The organism is Paenibacillus sp. FSL M7-1414 (assembly GCF_038003195.1).
GTDB lineage: Bacteria > Bacillota > Bacilli > Paenibacillales > Paenibacillaceae > Paenibacillus > Paenibacillus amylolyticus.
In genome coordinates this window covers 5,877,273-5,893,354 of record NZ_JBBOOS010000001.1, presented here as the reverse complement: position 1 = coordinate 5,893,354, position 16,082 = coordinate 5,877,273, and the positions used below count along the sequence as shown (strand labels likewise).

Below are 16,082 nucleotides of genomic sequence, written 5' to 3'. Positions count from 1 at the left end.
ATCTGGATTTCTTTAACAAAAAGGGAGGAAATGGGGCGAAATGATGTCAATTTTCATCTGTTATTAGACAGACACCCTAATTTTACCTAAAAACTGGGATATCGCAGAGTAAGCGGCACCAACGCGGGTGGAACGGCTGCCCAGAGCTGCCCATTCAATCTGCAAACTGCGGCGGTGATAAGGTAATGTACGTTCCTCTACAACTTGTTTTAACGCTGTTTCAATCCAGGGACCTGCTTCAGAGAGCGGACCGCCAATGATAATACGTTCCGGGTTGAAACTGTTAACGATATTGGTAATGCCAATCCCCAGTTTGCGCCCAATCGTGTTGTATAATTCTTGAACAGCCTCGTGGCCTTGCTCCGCATAATGAATTAGTTCCCGTGTGGTATGAGCAGGTAATTTTAGCTGATGATCCGGGTGCTCGTAGGCTTTTTCAGATGCGTATAACTCCCAGCAACCACGATTACCACAGGAGCAGGGCAGACCTTCCGCTTCAATGGACATATGGCCTGTTTCTCCTGCGTAGCCCCACGCGCCTTTGTATAATTCACCATCTACCATGATGCCTGAACCAATTCCCATGCCTGCACTGATGTAGATCATGTGACGTACACCGATACCTGCCCCAAAATTCAACTCTCCATGGGCACCAGCATTGGCTTCATTATCAATCGTTACAGGCAGTTGAAATTCTTCTTCAAGCATGGAGCGCAGAGTTACCTTCTCCCACCCCAGGTTGGGTGCAAACAGGACCGTTCCTGCCTCATCCACCATTCCGGGCACGCCGATGCCAATACCAATGACTCCATGAGGGGAAGCAGGAGCTGCTTCAATGAGCTGTTTTGCTGCCAATTTCAATTGCTCCAGTACAGAGGACACGTCATGATGTTCCAAGGTCACTGCGTACTCTGTAATGATGTGTCCTTCCAGATCTGTAAGCACGCCTTTCAAATGGGTCACACTGAGTTCCAGACCGACTGCATAGCCTGATGTCCCTCGGAACAGCAGCATGAGTGGTTTACGTCCGCCGCTGGATTCACCAGGGCCAATCTCCTGCACCAGGTCATCACTGATCAGATCAGCAACCAGGTTGGATACCGTTGCTTTGTTCAGCCCCGTAACCTCGGACACTCGTGCGCGAGAAAGAGGGGCATGGCGCCGGATCGTATCCAGAACGATCGACTTGTTTATTTTTTTGACCAGCATCTGGTCTCCGGTAATTTTCATATGGTTAAGGCACTCCTATTCTTCTGATAAAAGGGTTCTGACCCACATCCGAAACAAGTTATTCGACTATTATAGCGTAAACAACCATGTAAAAAACAATTTTATTTTACTTTGTTTAACCAATAGACAAAGTAAATTCGATGTGATAGGATAACGGTGTAAACGATTTCTTAAAACTATTGAGGAGGCATTTTACACATGGCCTATTTTGAATCCGTTAATAAAATTGCATTTGAAGGTAAAGATTCCAAGAATCCTTTTGCTTTTAAACATTATAATCCGGAAGAAGTGGTAGCCGGCAAATCGATGGAAGAACATTTCCGTTTTGGCATGGCTTACTGGCATACATTAACTGCAGGCGGCAGTGACCCGTTTGGTGCGGAGACAGCTGTTCGTTCGTGGGATAAATACTCGGGTCTGGACCTCGCGAAAGTACGCGTGGAAGCGGCATTTGAATTTTTGGAAAAAATGAATCTCCCGTTCTTCTGTTTCCACGATGTGGACATTGCACCAGAAGGCAACAACCTGCGTGAGTTCTACAGCAACATTGATACGATTGTTGATCTGATTGAAGATCATATGAAATCCAGCGGCAAAAAACTGCTCTGGAACACGGCGAACATGTTCTCGAACCCACGCTTCATGTTTGGTGCGGCTTCTACTTGCAACGCAGACGTGTACGCTCACGCTGCAGCGCAGATCAAGAAAGGTCTGGAAGTTGGTAAACGTCTGGGCGCTGAAAACTATGTATTCTGGGGCGGTCGTGAAGGTTACGACACATTGTTGAACACAGACATGCAACTGGAGCAAGACAACATTGCTCGCATGTTCCACATGGCTGTAGACTACGCGAAGGAAATTGGCTTTGATGCACAATTCCTGATCGAGCCTAAACCAAAAGAGCCAACGAAACACCAATATGATTATGATGCAGCAACTTCGATTGCTTTCTTGCAAAAATACGATTTGGACAAACACTTCAAACTCAACCTGGAAGCGAACCATGCTACACTGGCTGGTCATACATTTGATCACGAAATCCGCGTTGCTCGTACAAACGGTATGCTCGGTTCCCTCGATGCGAACCAAGGCGACATGTTGATCGGTTGGGATACGGACGAGTTCCCGGTTGATATGTACGATGCTACATTGACAATGTATGAAGTATTGAAAAACGGCGGTATCGGCCGTGGTGGTGTGAACTTTGACGCGAAAGTACGTCGTGGTTCCTTCGAAGCTGATGATCTGTTCCTGGCACACATCGCAGGTATGGACACGTATGCAAAAGGTCTGAAAGTAGCAGCGAAGTTGATTGAAGATCGCGTATTCGATGACTTCATCGAAAAACGTTACAGCAGCTTCAGCGAAGGTATCGGTGCAGATGTGGTTGCAGGTAAAGCAACACTGGCTTCCCTTGCTGAGTATGCACTCAACAACGAAAGCCCACGCAAAAACCAATCCGGACGTCAGGAATTGCTGAGAGCACAACTCAACCAGTACATCTTGGCTGACTAATAGCGCATTAGGCAGGGGTGGTGCACGTCGACCACCGATGGTTACTCAACTCATATGTGTTGGACATTAGTATCCAAGCTTGCCTATGCACAAGATTAGCTTGTACCATGGAACGCCTGAACAAGCATGACATTCGGACCGTCCCCGACTTTCCCTTGGGAAGACGGGGGCGGTTTTTTGGTTAAACAAATAACGCGGTTTTTACTGTTTTGATATAAATGGTTGTCTAAGATGGTGCATGCAAAACGGAGTGAGCAGAAAGGACCCGAGGAAGTGGAGCGTTCGCTAAGAGCTTTCTGAAAGAAAGCTGGCTTCGGAAGCATAGGCTTATCCCCGGATTTCACCCTTGCTAAAGGGTATAAAGGAAATCTGGGGTTAACGGCGATTCGAGGGTTTTCTGATCACGAAGTGACCACATGAGCATCTAGGTTTCATTTATAACCAATGACGAATCAAGGTCATTGGATCAATCTTTCTGTTATAAGAACGAGTATGTTTTACACGTTTCATATCCATGTGTGTCCAGTATCATGCATGCAAAACGGAGTGAGCAGAAAGGACCCGAGGAAGCAAAGCGGTCGCATTTATCCCCGGATTTCACCCTTGCTAAAGGGTATAAAGGAAATCTGGGGGTAACGGCGATCCAAGGGTTTTCTGATCACGGAGTGACTTTCATGCGTACTTGGATCTTTCGTGGATATAACCTGTGATAAACGAGAGGAGTTAACCTATGAGTTACGTAATTGGTGTCGATCTTGGAACCAGTGCGGTCAAAACCGTGTTGGTTAATCGTGAAGGAAAAGTGGCATTTGAAGCATCCGAGGCATACCCGTTGTACCAGCCTAAGGCTGGATACAGTGAACAAAATCCCGAAGATTGGGTAGAGCAGACGATTGTTTCCTTGCGTAAATTGCTTGAAGTGTCTGGCGTGCAGCCTTCGGAAATCGAAGGATTGAGCTTCTCGGGCCAGATGCATGGACTGGTCTTGGTGGATGCAGAAGGTAAACCGCTGCGTAACGCAATCCTGTGGAACGATACACGCACAACGGCTCAGTGCCGTCGCATCGAAAAAGTGCTGGATGGCAAGCTGTTAAGTATTGCCCGGAACCGTGCACTGGAAGGCTTTACTTTGCCAAAAATTCTGTGGGTTCAGGAGAACGAGCCTGAATTGTTACAGCAAGCATCCTTGTTCCTGTTGCCTAAAGACTATGTGCGTTATCGCCTGACCGGGGATTACGCTATGGATTATTCTGATGCAGCGGGAACTTTGCTGCTGGACGTTGCAGGCAAACAGTGGAGCGACGAGATTGCAGAAGCTTTCCAGCTGCCAATCTCTCTTTGTCCACGTCTTGTGGAATCGTTTGAGGAAGTGGGCACGTTGCTGCCTGAGATTGCGGATCAAACGGGTCTGGCGGCTGCGACAAAAGTATTTGCAGGTGGTGCGGATAATGCGTGTGGTGCCATTGGCGCAGGCATTCTGAGTGAAGGACAGACGATGTGCAGCATCGGAACGTCCGGGGTTGTGCTTTCCTACGAAGAGCGTAAAGATCTCGACTTCGAAGGCAAAGTGCACTTTTTTAATCACGGGGAGAAAGATGCCTTCTATATTATGGGTGTAACGCTTGCCGCAGGATATAGCTTGTCCTGGTTCAAGGATACGTTTGCAGCGGATAAATCGTTTGATGTGCTCTTGCAGGGCATCGATCAGATTCCGGCGGGCAGCAACGGATTGTTGTTCACACCATATATCGTTGGGGAGCGTACACCTCATCCGGATGCGAATATCCGTGGCAGTTTCATCGGTATGGATGCAGGGCACAAGCTGGAGCACTTTGGACGTGCGGTGATGGAGGGTATTACCTTCTCGCTACGCGAGTCCATTGATATTCTGCGTGGTGCAGGCAAAACAGTCAATGAAGTTATCTCCATTGGTGGCGGTGCCAAGAACGAAGCTTGGTTGCAAATGCAGGCTGATGTTTTTAACGCCACGATTGTGAAGCTGGAGAGCGAACAGGGTCCTGCGATGGGTGCAGCGATGCTGGCTGCCTATGGCTGTGGCTGGTTCCCGTCTTTGCAAGAATGTGCAACAGCGTTTATTCGTCCAGCGAAGTCCTATGAGCCAAACCCGGAAACGGTTGCCGTCTATGATGGACTGTTCGCATTGTACCAGGAAGTCTATGGACAGACACGTAGTCTCAATGATCGTTTGGCTGAATACCGTTAATTCATTTATTTCACTACATTAATCTTGTGATTACATTTAAAAGCATCCGCGAACGCGGGTGCTTTTTTTGTCGTTCATCAAGATTAACCCCATGAAAGGTTTACTTGGCCTGCATATCCGCATTCCGGCTCTGCATAGATTGGAAATAGAGGATTGTGATTCGTCCAGGCATCGTGTGTCTGACATTTTAATAGGTAGAAGCTTGAGCATGGGGGTGAAGCTTTGGATGGAAATGAGGAACATGGAAGACCACATATTACCTTGTCGATGATCGTTCGTAATGAAGAGAATCGCTATCTCAGGCAGGCACTGGAGAGACATCGTCCCTGGATTGATCGCGCAGTAATCATTGATGACGGAAGCACGGATGGAACGGTCGCGCTGTGCAGGGAACTTCTGGACGGTATTCCACTCGTATTAGTGGAGAACACTGCTTCACGTTTTGCAGACGAGGTAAGTCTGAGAAAACAACAATGGGAAGAGACGGTGGCGACCAATCCGGAGTGGATTTTGAATCTGGATGCGGATGAGATCCTAACCAGTGACTTTGGGGTGGTACGTGATCTGCTGCTCAGTGGCAATGAAGATGCGATCTATTTCAGATTGTTTGATATGTGGAGTGAGACGCATTACCGGGAAGATGAGTTCTGGCAGGCGCATGCCTATTATCGGCCATTTCTGATTCGTTATCACCCGGGGATGAACTATGAATGGAAGGAGACACCCCAGCATTGTGGTCGTTTTCCGTTAACGATCCAGCATTGGTCCTATGGATGTCATGCTCCCCGGGTGAAGCACTATGGTTGGGCGCGGGAAGAAGACCGCATCCGCAAATATGAACGCTATCAAACACTGGACCCTGAAGCAAGATACGGTTGGAAGGAACAGTACGAATCGATATTGGATCAAGAGCCACGACTGTTGGCATGGTTCGAATAAGGAGAGGGGGAGTGAGCACGTTGAAGAAAGAACCGTTACGTAAATCGCAAGAAGAATTCAAACCTCAAGTAGAGCCGAATTCCCAAGAGAAAGAGAATCAGAATGAGAAGCAACATGAGAGCGCAAATGAGAATCAGAAAGAGAGCCAGAGTAATCATCGACCGGCCAGACGTTCTGATAAATCGCTGGAAACCCGCCAATCGGAAACGCTTGAAGCGCCTGGCCAGGAAAGAATACTGATCGCCAGCCCGATTCGCCAGACAACGCCGGTTCTCCGTGAATTTCTGGATTCTCTGCATGCACTGGAACGAACAACAGTGAAGACGGACTATCTGTTTGTAGACGATAACGTGGAAGAATCCGCATCGAATATATTGCATGAATTTGTGCTTCAGCATGAAGGGACGGTTATTCAAGCAGATGAACATGGTAGCGGTAGTCCTGACAACAAAGGGGTGTACAGCAAGGATGAGGGAGGACATTATTGGCAGGATGAACAGATTTGGCGTGTAGCCGGTTTGAAAAATCGCATATTGCAATATGCACGCGACAATCACTACGATGCGGTTTTCCTGATTGATTCTGACTTGGTGCTGCATCCGCGGACGCTGGAGCAACTTGTATCGAGTGGCAAAGACATTGTATCCAATATCTTTTGGACCCGCTGGCAGCCGGATGCCAGGGAAATGCCGCAGGTATGGCTGCAAGATGAGTATGCTTTATTTCGCCGCGGTGGCAAAACAGTAGACGGAACCGAGACGGAAGACGAGGGCACGCAAACGACTGCTTTTCTAAATCAGCTACGGATCCCGGGTTGTTATGAAGTTGGAGGGCTAGGGGCATGTACCCTTATTCGCAAAAATGTTCTGGCAGCAGGAGTCTCATATGACCAGATTCCCAATGTATCCTTCTGGGGCGAAGATCGTCATTTCTGCATCCGTGCTCAGGCACTGGGTTTTCGTTTGTTCGTTGATACTCATTTCCCTGCGTACCACATCTATCGATTGTCCGAACTGCCAGGGGTTTCCGCCTTTAATCGCAGGGCGAGAAGAGGTGAGGAGACGATCAGTATTACCCTGTGTATGATTGTGAAAAATGAAGAAGCTTCCCTCGCCAGATGTCTGGACTCGGTCAACGGTATTGCCGATGAGATTGTAATCGTGGATACCGGATCAACGGATCGTACTCGTCAGATCGCTTCCAGATATACGGATCGTATCGTTGATTTTGAATGGGTGGATGACTTTGCAGCAGCACGAAACTTTGCCTTCGATCAGGCAAAGAGTGAATATATTCTGTGGCTGGATGCAGACGATGTGTTCGAACCGGAAGATCGGGCGAAACTGATCGCCTTGAAACGTTCGCTGGACCCGGATGTTGATAGTGTGACGATGGATTACAATCTGTCATTCACAGCAGATGGCAAGGTAGCCTACAGCCTGCGCCGGAATCGTCTGGTGCGTCGGGATCGTCAATTTCGCTGGATTGGCGCGGTGCATGAATATCTGGCTGTAGCGGGCAATCTGCTGCATAGTGATATAGCGGTTACCCACAAGAAAGATAAGGAGTATACCGATCGGAATCTGCGGATCTATCGTAAAAGGGAACAGGCCGGAGAGGAATTTGGGCCGCGTGACTTGTACTATTTCGGTAATGAACTGAAGGACCATGGACAGCATGAGGATGCGGTGAAGTACTATGAGAAGTTTCTGGATACCGGACTGGGCTGGGTGGAAGATCAGATCGCTGCTTGCCAGAAAATTGCGGATTGTGAAGCTGCACTTGAACATCCGGAACAGGAAGTCACGGCGTTGTTCCGATCATTTGCCTATGATTTGCCAAGAGCCGAGATTTGCTGTCGATTGGGTGGTTATTTTGCCGACCGTGAAGATTATCGCAAGGCCCTGTTCTGGTACGAACAGGCGACTCGTGCTGTACGTCCTGATGACCCTATGGTAGTGCTGAATGAAGCAGCTTGGACCTGGATGCCGCATCTGCAACTATGTGTGTGTTATGACCGGATGGGTAACCGTGCCAAGGCCCGGGAACATAATGATATCGCACTCGCCTATCATCCAACACATCCAAGCATGTTATATAACGATCGATACTTTAAAGATTTGGAGAAGGATAACGTATTGGAAAATGCCTAAAGCATGCATATAGATTGGAACTGTAGGTATAGATATTGCTGGAACAGTTGTTTGTAACAAGAGCCTCCTCTGATGAAAGAGTGGACGCAATGTGCCACTTTTATGAGAGGGGGTTATTGACGTAATTGTATTAAAGGAGTTATTGTAGATATATTAAGTCTTTTATTAGGGAGGAATGAGATGATGAAGTATTCCAAAGCTACCAATTACGCCCTGCACACGATGCTTTTTCTTGCGGCATCCAATTCAGATAAACCTGTGGGTGTGCAGCAACTTTCAAAGTGGCAGAATGTTTCACCCACATATCTGTCCAAGATTTTAACCAAATTGACGAAAGAGGGGATGATTCATTCTTCATCTGGTGCCCATGGCGGGTATACACTTCAGGAGAAGTGGGAGGATCTTACGTTTTTGGACATCATACAGGCCATTGAGGGTACAACCTCTCTGTTTGATTGCTGTCATCATAAACAGGGATGCTTAATTCAAGAAACCATGATCACTGCCGAAGGACAGATGGAAGAAGTGCTTAAAAATCGAAAATTATCTTCAATTGCCGGTAAAATATCAATGATGTATTAAGTATTTTTTTTGTATTTATAATAGATATAATTTGTCTTTTATATCTATTATAAATTTCGACAAACGAATATATCCAGAAGATTTCACACACTATTCTTTTGAATAAAGGAGACTGAAATGAATTCATTTATTATCTATTTATTGGCTTTAGGAGCCTTTGTTGTGGGAACAGCCGAATTTGTCGTATCTGGCGTTTTAGATATCATTGCCCGCGATTTACAGGTTTCGATCTCATTAGCGGGACAATTGGTCACCGTATATGCACTATCTCATGCATTGGGTGCCTGGGCTCTGGTCATGCTGACTTCCAAGTTACAACGTAAAAAAGTACTTCTGTATTCCATGCTTATTTTTATCTTGGGAAATATCATTGCATTCTTCAGTTTGAACTTTGGCATGCTTATGTTCTCACGCATCGTATTGGCCATGAGTGGTGGTCTATATTTTGTCCTAGCCACGAACTATGCTGCAAGACTAGCTCCTTCTGGCAAACAGGGTAGTGCCATTGCAACTGTCATCACAGGATTCACCGTTTCATTGGTATTAGGAGTGCCGATTGGTACCTTCATTGCTGCCTACATGGATTGGCACTACGTTTATATCATGATTGCAATTATCGCATTTATTAATTTCATGCTGTTGTACAGATTTATTCCTCGAATGGAGGGTAACCCGTCTCTCTCCCTGAAGCAACAATTATTGATTATCAAAGATAAAAAGGTTATCACCGGATTATTAACGACTGTTTTCTGGATTCTGGGTTACACCATGGTATTTGCTTATATCGCTCCACTTTTAAGTTCTGTAGCCGATTTTTCAATAGAAATGATTAGTACGGCGTTACTTGTATTGGGTGTATTTGCATTCATAGGTTCCCGTCTTGGTGGCTATGCGGTAGATCGATGGGGACCTGTTCGCACGATTCCAATCAGTTTGATTATTCATGCTGGTGCCCTCTTTATTTTGCCAATCACAGCAGGTTCCACAATAGGTATTCTTCTGACCATCATGATTTGGGGCACAGCTGCCTGGATAACAACGCCCGCGAATCAGTTCTATTTGATAACATTGAGACCACAGTCTTCTGAAACAGTCCTGAGTTACAATACGGCAGTAATGAACATAGGTATGACTTTCGGTGCCGGATTGGGAGGTGTAGTTGTGAAATACAATTCCGTTCAAAATTTGGGGTGGATTGGTGGTATGGTCCTGCTGTTGGCGTTGGCGATTGCCCTTGTTTCCTTCAGGTTGACTACAAAACCAAGTTGAATTCAATGTCTTTTTAAAAGCAAGAAGTGAATATTGGATCAAATGATTTCATCCAGGAGAGGATATGCCTTACAATAATGAATAACGGAAAAGCGGTGACCATGATTGCCTGTCTTCGGCTGCCGAATTGATGAAGCAAGGGGAACTGGATATGAATTTGACGGAAGTACTATTGGAGTCAAGGCTAGTTGCGATTGTGCGCGGTATAAGCCGCGAAGCGGCAGTAACAGCTGGACAAGGTATGACAGGTGGCGGCATCCGACTAATGGAAGTCACACTGAACACACCTGGAGCACATGCTATTATTGCAGACTGGCGTGAGCGGCATGAAGGAAAGGCTTATGTTGGAGCGGGTACGGTACTGAATGTGCAGATGGCGAAGGAAGCCGTCGCTGCAGGAGCACAATTTCTGGTATCTCCCAATGTCGATCTGTCTGTCATTGAATATGCTGTAGAACATGGTGTCGAGATCTGGCCTGGAGCCATGACACCTACGGAGATTGTCGCTGCCCACGAAGCGGGAGCTCGAGTTGTGAAGTTGTTTCCGATGGCGAGTCTGGGTATACCGTATCTGCGGGAGATCAAAGCTCCACTGAATCATATTCCACTGCTGGCAACAGGTGGTGCCACACTGGAGAATATTGCTGATTATTACGCAGCAGGCGCTGCTGCAGTGGGTCTGGGAAGTGCACTTTTACCACGAGAAGCTCTTGTGGCAGGAGATCATGAGCAGATTGCAGCATGTGCACGGAGATTTGTGGAAGCAGCCGAAGCCTAGGCACCAGCGTTAGATGAGGGATATGTATATTTGGGTATATATATGAAGGTGCCTTTAGATTAATTGTTGGATCAATCTTTATCATAAAAACCCATGTCGCTTAACGTGCCGTTCATTCTATTGTTTTATGATGGATGTATGCCAGAATTCGGAGAGGAGAGATGCCCTGTGAAAGCTAAAACAATGATAGGCGGCATGCTCGCCGTGGCCGCAGTAACGGCAGGTGGTTTATGGAAGGCAGCGGTAAAGAGCCAGACACCCAAGAAGATTCCAATCACACTCACACCCCCAATGCCATTTGAGGATGTGACCTTTGACAGTGGGGGAGGTCGGGTGCATGGCTGGTTCATCCCCGCCAGAGCCGACATTCCGAAACCATGGCCGCTCGTTATTATTGCACATGGCTGGGGCTCCAATCGCTCCCGTGTTCTTCGTTACGCACGTCCGATCTGGGAAGCTGGATATGCCTTATTTATGTATGATGTGCGTAGTCATGGGGCCAGTGATCCGGTTCGTGCTGCATCTGCCTACCTGTTCCGGGATGATCTGCTCGCGGCATTGCAGTATACGACTGCACGACCAGAGATTGATGCGGATGCCATCGGAGTGCTTGGACATTCTTTGGGTGGACTGGGTACGATTCTTGCAGTGACGGAGGGAATTCCTGTATCAGCAGTGATTACGGACTCGATGCCATCGCAATTTGAAGTAATCGTCAGTTCAGAGCTGAGACGCCGACGTCTGCCCTTGTTTCCACTGGCCCAGTTAATTCCGAGAATCTGGTTCTGGCGACTGGGTGAATCTCTGAAATCTTATCGTCAGCGTGATCCGGTGATGATGCTGAATGAACGGCGCAGGGGGATGCAACTGCCGATGCTTATGGTGCACTCCAAGGGAGATAATTTCATTCCCCCGAGTGAGCTTGAATATTTTATGTCCAAAGCCGATCCGCCTGTTGAACATCTATGGGTCAACAGCGGAGGACACAGTTGTTCTGAGGAAGATCCCACCTTCTGGGACACCGTTATTCCCTTTTTGAAAACCCATGTCCAAGGTCAGGCGAAGTTGAACGATTCGTCTAAAGCGAGTAGTTGACAAGGTAGATTCAGCCTACATAAGAGTGCAGGCTAACAGAGAAAACGCCAACGTGGTTGGCGTTTTTTTTGCTGTTACTAGCAATATGCAGAAATTCACATTTGTAAAATTGCCCGGAAAACGACGATTAAAAAGGAAGCTTATGGTATCATAGAATAGACTGGCAATATTCATGCGAGGTTATTTGTTATGCTTCTTTGTATGAAATTGAAGGGAGAGGTCCAGATTTGAGTTTGAATTGGAAGTTTAATTTACGATTGAAAATGTTCGCAACCAAGGCAACAACCGCAGCGATGGCAACACTGCTGCTTGCTTCGCAAACACCAGGTTTTGCAGGCAGTGCATCAGCCGCGCAAGCAGAGCAGTTGACCGCAGCGACAACGGGGGAAAATGAACAACTAGACGCAACGAGCAATGACGTGCCTGAGGGAGCGAAAATCTCATCCAGGCAAGCCAGTGAAAATATACTGAAATTATTTCCATTATTAAAAAAAGCAACGATCTCATCTGCACGATTCGATTCACCTAATTCCTATCCACCGCCAGAATACAAGGCGTGGGAGATCGGGTTCCAGATTACACAAGGCAATCATACGTCAGGATTCAGTGGAACTGTACATGCAGGCACAGGGGAAGTGTTAAGTGTACATTTGCCGTCGGATATCCTGGATAAACATGTCTCGGAATCAGATGTGAAGTTAACCAAAGCTCAAGCTGAAGAAAAGGCCGTGGCACTGTTGTACCAAGCGATTCCAGGTCTTAAGGAAAGTGAATATGCTCCGATTGGAGATCTGTATTCTTCCATCGAACAAGAGTCATTGTTTGGCAGAACAGAGTATCGATACGGGTACCAGTTAAAACATGATGGATTGTTATCTGACGCAGAGACAGTCTACATTAATGTGGATGAAAGTGGTTTGGTGACAGGTTACTCCCGAGGTACTATTGAAGCCAAGTATCCCTCATCGAAACCGGCAGCTTCAGAAGAGAAGGCCAGACAGCAGTTTGAAGAACAGTTCGATGTGGAGCTGGCTTATATCGCCAAAGATCGTCTATCTTCCAAACAGGGTCAGCAGTATTACCTTGCATATACACCAAAAAATATCAGTATCATTCCGATTGAAGCCAATACGTTGGAACGGATTAATACATTAACAGGTAAAGCTGTAGATGAAGATTCTTTGCAGCAGGATACGAAGTTGAAAGGTGATGTAACGCCTTTTGTCCCGGCCAATGGTACGAGGTTAAATGTACAGCAGGCCGCCAATCGGGTCGCAACGAACTTTGATATTCCCAAGGGTTATAAGCTGGAGCATAACCAGCTGGGCAAGGGATATTACTCAAGTCCGAACAATCAGGTGTGGAGTCTGAGCTGGAGCGATCGAAGTGCCAATATGTCCTATATGTTCATGCGGGATATCTCAGCACAGGTAGATGCAGTTACCGGGCAGATCTACAGTTATACGATGATGCAACGAATGGGACCGGAGATGGAACAGGAGAAGCCGGCTGAGGAGAAGGCAGGCAAATTGGTAACCCGGAAGCAGGCTGAGAAACTGGCGATGGACACGGTGATTGCGCTAGTTCCAGACGCAACGGAGCAGTTCCGACTGGCTAACGTGATTGAGGTGGATGATGCTCGCACATTTTTGTTCCAGCGTTATCTGAACGGAATTCCGGTTAAGGAAGATACGGCACAAGTACAGGTGTTAAACAACGGGACGATTAACGAGTTCTATACACGTATTGCGGCAACGCCTGAACAACTGCCAACAGATGTTAAGCCAGCCATCAGTTATGAAGAGGCCAAGGCACTCTATCTGGAGGAATTCAAGCTGATCCTCGCATATTCCCGTTATGGCGGATATGGTATGAACGGTGGTCAAGTCATCCCAGCGGGGGTGAACCTTGCTTATATGCCTACACGTGATGAGAATTCGATCTATGGCAACTATGAAGCGCTGGATGCGAACACAGGGGAGTGGAAGCTTTTATACGGGGACACAAGCTCTGCAACCAAGGCTGAACTTACGGATATCTTGGGTCATGTGGCCGAAGCAGCTCTACGCAATATGACACAGCATGGCGTATTGCTTGCTGATGAACAGGGACGCGTATTCCCGGATCGTGTGATCACCCGAGGAGATTGGTTTAACTATCTGGCAAGAGCGATTAATCCAAATATGGATCTGTACTACAGTGGGGACGGAGATGACAAGTTATACGCTGATGTGACACCTGACAGCCCGTATTATAAGGCAGTTCGGGCATTAATTGATCAGCGCTGGCTTGCCGGAGCGGACCCTGAACAGAATTTGAATCCGCAGGAAGAGATGACACGTGAAGAATTGGCAGTGCTGCTTGTACGTATTTTACGCTATGAGAAGCTGGCCGGATTCTATACGTTGCCATCGGATCTTCCCAACATTGCGGATGCCAGTGCCATTACGAGTAAGGGAGCGGTCTCCCTGAGTTTGAAGCTGGGATTGCTTCCTTCAATTGAAGGACGATTCATGCCTGCACGTAAAGTGACGGTAGCTGAAGCGTCACAGGTATTGGAACGGCTGGCGAAGCTTCAAGGTAAAACAGATACGTTTATGAGTGGTAATCGCCTGTATTAGACGAGGAATCACTCATATCGTGACCAAACGAAACATAGGATGAAGATAACGGGTAATCGTGATTCAATGAACTAAAGATCAAAGGGACCTTCCATAGAAGGTCTCTTTTGATTTAATTTTTACAAAAATTAAATCATTTCAACTAACATTTACACGATAACGGAGAGGTCAGAAATAACTTGAGGAAGCGAAGCGTGCGCCTTTATCACCGGATTTTTCCTTTTGAATAAAGGATCAAAAAAATCTGGGGATAACAGCGATCGGAAAGTTGTTCTGACATCGGAGTGTTCTTGTAAATATTCTTTAGTTGAAATGGTATAGAAGAATGACGACAGAGCCTTTTGTGATACAATAGGGCGTGAGAACTTTGCAAAGAAGGGTGGGTTCCTTTCATGGGTAAGAACGGGAAACGAATTATCACCATACTGCTGGCAGGCTGTCTGATTGCTGTAGCGTTACCACGTACGGTTGATCTGGATCAACTGTATGCTGCATCAGGAACATCAGATATATCCACGGCAACAGATTTGCGCCAGACCTTGCTTACCGCAATGTCACAGCGAACGGAGGAACTTGTTTTTACATACAAAGGCAATGTGAAAGGCCTCAAAAAACAATTACAAACCTCCATCGATGAGGCAATGAAGAGTGACCCCTATATCCAATATACCGTTAAAAGTTATGCATTTAATTATAAAGGCTCCAATGTGTCGGCCGAGGTGCATGTGACTCTCTCCTATCGGGAGACCAAGGAGCAGACCGATTATGTGAATCGTAAAGTCACAAACGTGTTGAAAGAAATCATCAAACCAAGCATGACGGATCATGAGAAGGTCAAGGTCATCCACGACTGGATTGTGCTTAACCTTTCCTACGATACTTCGTTGAAGAAATATACGGCCTACGACGGGCTTGTTACAGGCAGTACCGTCTGTCAGGGATATTCACTGTTGGCATATCGGATGCTGGAGCGAGTAGGTATCGATAACCGGATTGTGGAAGGTACAGCGGGCGGGCAGCTTCATGCCTGGAATATCGTGAACCTGGACGGCAAGTGGTATCACATGGACACCACCTGGGATGATCCTACCCCTGACCGCAAAGGTAAGGTTAGCCACAGCTACTATTTGCTGAGTGATGATGAGATGGCACGTGACCATATCTGGACAGGCAAAAGCAAGTACCCCGCTGCGCCTGCCCCATATCGAGAAGCTTTATTAAAGCTGGTGAAGGCCGGAGATAGCAAAAAAGCCGCTTATCAGAAGCTGTACCATGCTCTGGACTATTCCCTGTATGATGAACAGGATGCTGTTAAAGGCCATGCTGCGCTGAAGACCAAAGTTCAGAGTAAGCTGAAGGAAGGCGGAACCTCGCTGACATTCAGGTACAAGGGTACGGAGGCTGGACTGATTGAAGATTTGCAGGATTTGTACCAACTTGGCATGAAATCGATATCTTATTATGTATCCAAAATGGAAGGTACTACGGATCTGCGCGTCAAAATTAACTGGACACTATAACAACCGTTTGAACAGGATGCTCCGCTTGAGGAGTATCCTTTTTTGTGTTCAATTTTGTGTTCAAAAACGAGGATTTTAGTGTTGTCTATTTTTTGTATATGTCGCTTTGCTATTCTAATCTTCGGCGTATGCCAACACTACGTACGAGGAGGATAT

11 protein-coding genes are annotated in these 16,082 nt (G+C 46.8%); 10 read left to right on the top strand and 1 reads right to left on the bottom strand.

The window, feature by feature from the left end; all coding sequences use genetic code 11:
• Positions 1-63: 63 nt before the first annotated feature.
• Entirely contained in the window at positions 64-1,230 is a 1,167-nt protein-coding gene (locus MHH92_RS25875; RefSeq protein ID WP_076253581.1) for an ROK family transcriptional regulator, read from the bottom strand.
• A 198-nt stretch (positions 1,231-1,428) separates the two neighbouring features.
• On the opposite strand from MHH92_RS25875, the gene xylA reads away from it, so the two are divergent.
• From xylA to MHH92_RS25825, 10 genes are all read left to right on the top strand, one after another.
• Positions 1,429-2,745, top strand: a complete 1,317-nt coding sequence (xylA, locus tag MHH92_RS25870; RefSeq protein WP_338707031.1) for a xylose isomerase — start codon at positions 1,429-1,431, stop codon at positions 2,743-2,745.
• 730 nt (positions 2,746-3,475) lie between these two features.
• Complete coding sequence (gene xylB, locus MHH92_RS25865; RefSeq protein ID WP_339185704.1) at positions 3,476-4,969, top strand: xylulokinase; 1,494 nt, start codon at positions 3,476-3,478, stop codon at positions 4,967-4,969.
• A gap of 222 nt (positions 4,970-5,191) precedes the next feature.
• Complete coding sequence (locus MHH92_RS25860; RefSeq protein WP_339185706.1) at positions 5,192-5,908, top strand: glycosyltransferase family 2 protein; 717 nt, start codon at positions 5,192-5,194, stop codon at positions 5,906-5,908.
• Between the two features lie 1,082 nt (positions 5,909-6,990).
• Positions 6,991-8,061: a glycosyltransferase gene (locus tag MHH92_RS30650; protein ID WP_445253310.1), complete on the top strand. Its 1,071-nt coding sequence runs from the start codon at positions 6,991-6,993 to the stop codon at positions 8,059-8,061.
• Between the two features lie 183 nt (positions 8,062-8,244).
• Positions 8,245-8,643, top strand: coding sequence for an RrF2 family transcriptional regulator (locus tag MHH92_RS25850; protein WP_339191472.1), 399 nt, complete (start codon positions 8,245-8,247; stop codon positions 8,641-8,643).
• A 117-nt stretch (positions 8,644-8,760) separates the two neighbouring features.
• Positions 8,761-9,912: an MFS transporter gene (locus MHH92_RS25845; protein ID WP_036606945.1), complete on the top strand. Its 1,152-nt coding sequence runs from the start codon at positions 8,761-8,763 to the stop codon at positions 9,910-9,912.
• A gap of 151 nt (positions 9,913-10,063) precedes the next feature.
• On the top strand, positions 10,064-10,690 hold the full coding sequence (locus MHH92_RS25840; protein WP_036606947.1) for a bifunctional 4-hydroxy-2-oxoglutarate aldolase/2-dehydro-3-deoxy-phosphogluconate aldolase: 627 nt from the start codon (positions 10,064-10,066) through the stop codon (positions 10,688-10,690).
• Between the two features lie 168 nt (positions 10,691-10,858).
• Complete coding sequence (locus tag MHH92_RS25835) at positions 10,859-11,785, top strand: alpha/beta hydrolase (RefSeq protein WP_051447016.1); 927 nt, start codon at positions 10,859-10,861, stop codon at positions 11,783-11,785.
• 227 nt (positions 11,786-12,012) lie between these two features.
• Positions 12,013-14,406 (top strand): S-layer homology domain-containing protein, encoded by a 2,394-nt coding sequence (locus MHH92_RS25830; protein WP_339185709.1) that lies wholly within the window; start codon positions 12,013-12,015, stop codon positions 14,404-14,406.
• A gap of 392 nt (positions 14,407-14,798) precedes the next feature.
• Positions 14,799-15,926: a transglutaminase domain-containing protein gene (locus MHH92_RS25825; RefSeq protein WP_253503292.1), complete on the top strand. Its 1,128-nt coding sequence runs from the start codon at positions 14,799-14,801 to the stop codon at positions 15,924-15,926.
• Positions 15,927-16,082 lie beyond the last annotated feature (156 nt).

What these genes read in the sequence shown, in the direction of transcription:
- MHH92_RS25850 (WP_339191472.1), top strand. Translation starts at nt 8,245, where the DNA reads ATGAAGTATTCCAAAGCTACCAATTACGCCCTGCACACGATGCTTTTT.
- MHH92_RS25840 (WP_036606947.1), top strand. Translation starts at nt 10,064, where the DNA reads ATGAATTTGACGGAAGTACTATTGGAGTCAAGGCTAGTTGCGATTGTG.
- MHH92_RS25845 (WP_036606945.1), top strand. Translation starts at nt 8,761, where the DNA reads ATGAATTCATTTATTATCTATTTATTGGCTTTAGGAGCCTTTGTTGTG.
- xylB (WP_339185704.1), top strand. Translation starts at nt 3,476, where the DNA reads ATGAGTTACGTAATTGGTGTCGATCTTGGAACCAGTGCGGTCAAAACC.
- xylA (WP_338707031.1), top strand. Translation starts at nt 1,429, where the DNA reads ATGGCCTATTTTGAATCCGTTAATAAAATTGCATTTGAAGGTAAAGAT.
- MHH92_RS25825 (WP_253503292.1), top strand. Translation starts at nt 14,799, where the DNA reads ATGGGTAAGAACGGGAAACGAATTATCACCATACTGCTGGCAGGCTGT.
- MHH92_RS25875 (WP_076253581.1), bottom strand. Translation starts at nt 1,230, where the DNA reads ATGAAAATTACCGGAGACCAGATGCTGGTCAAAAAAATAAACAAGTCG.
- MHH92_RS30650 (WP_445253310.1), top strand. Translation starts at nt 6,991, where the DNA reads ATGATTGTGAAAAATGAAGAAGCTTCCCTCGCCAGATGTCTGGACTCG.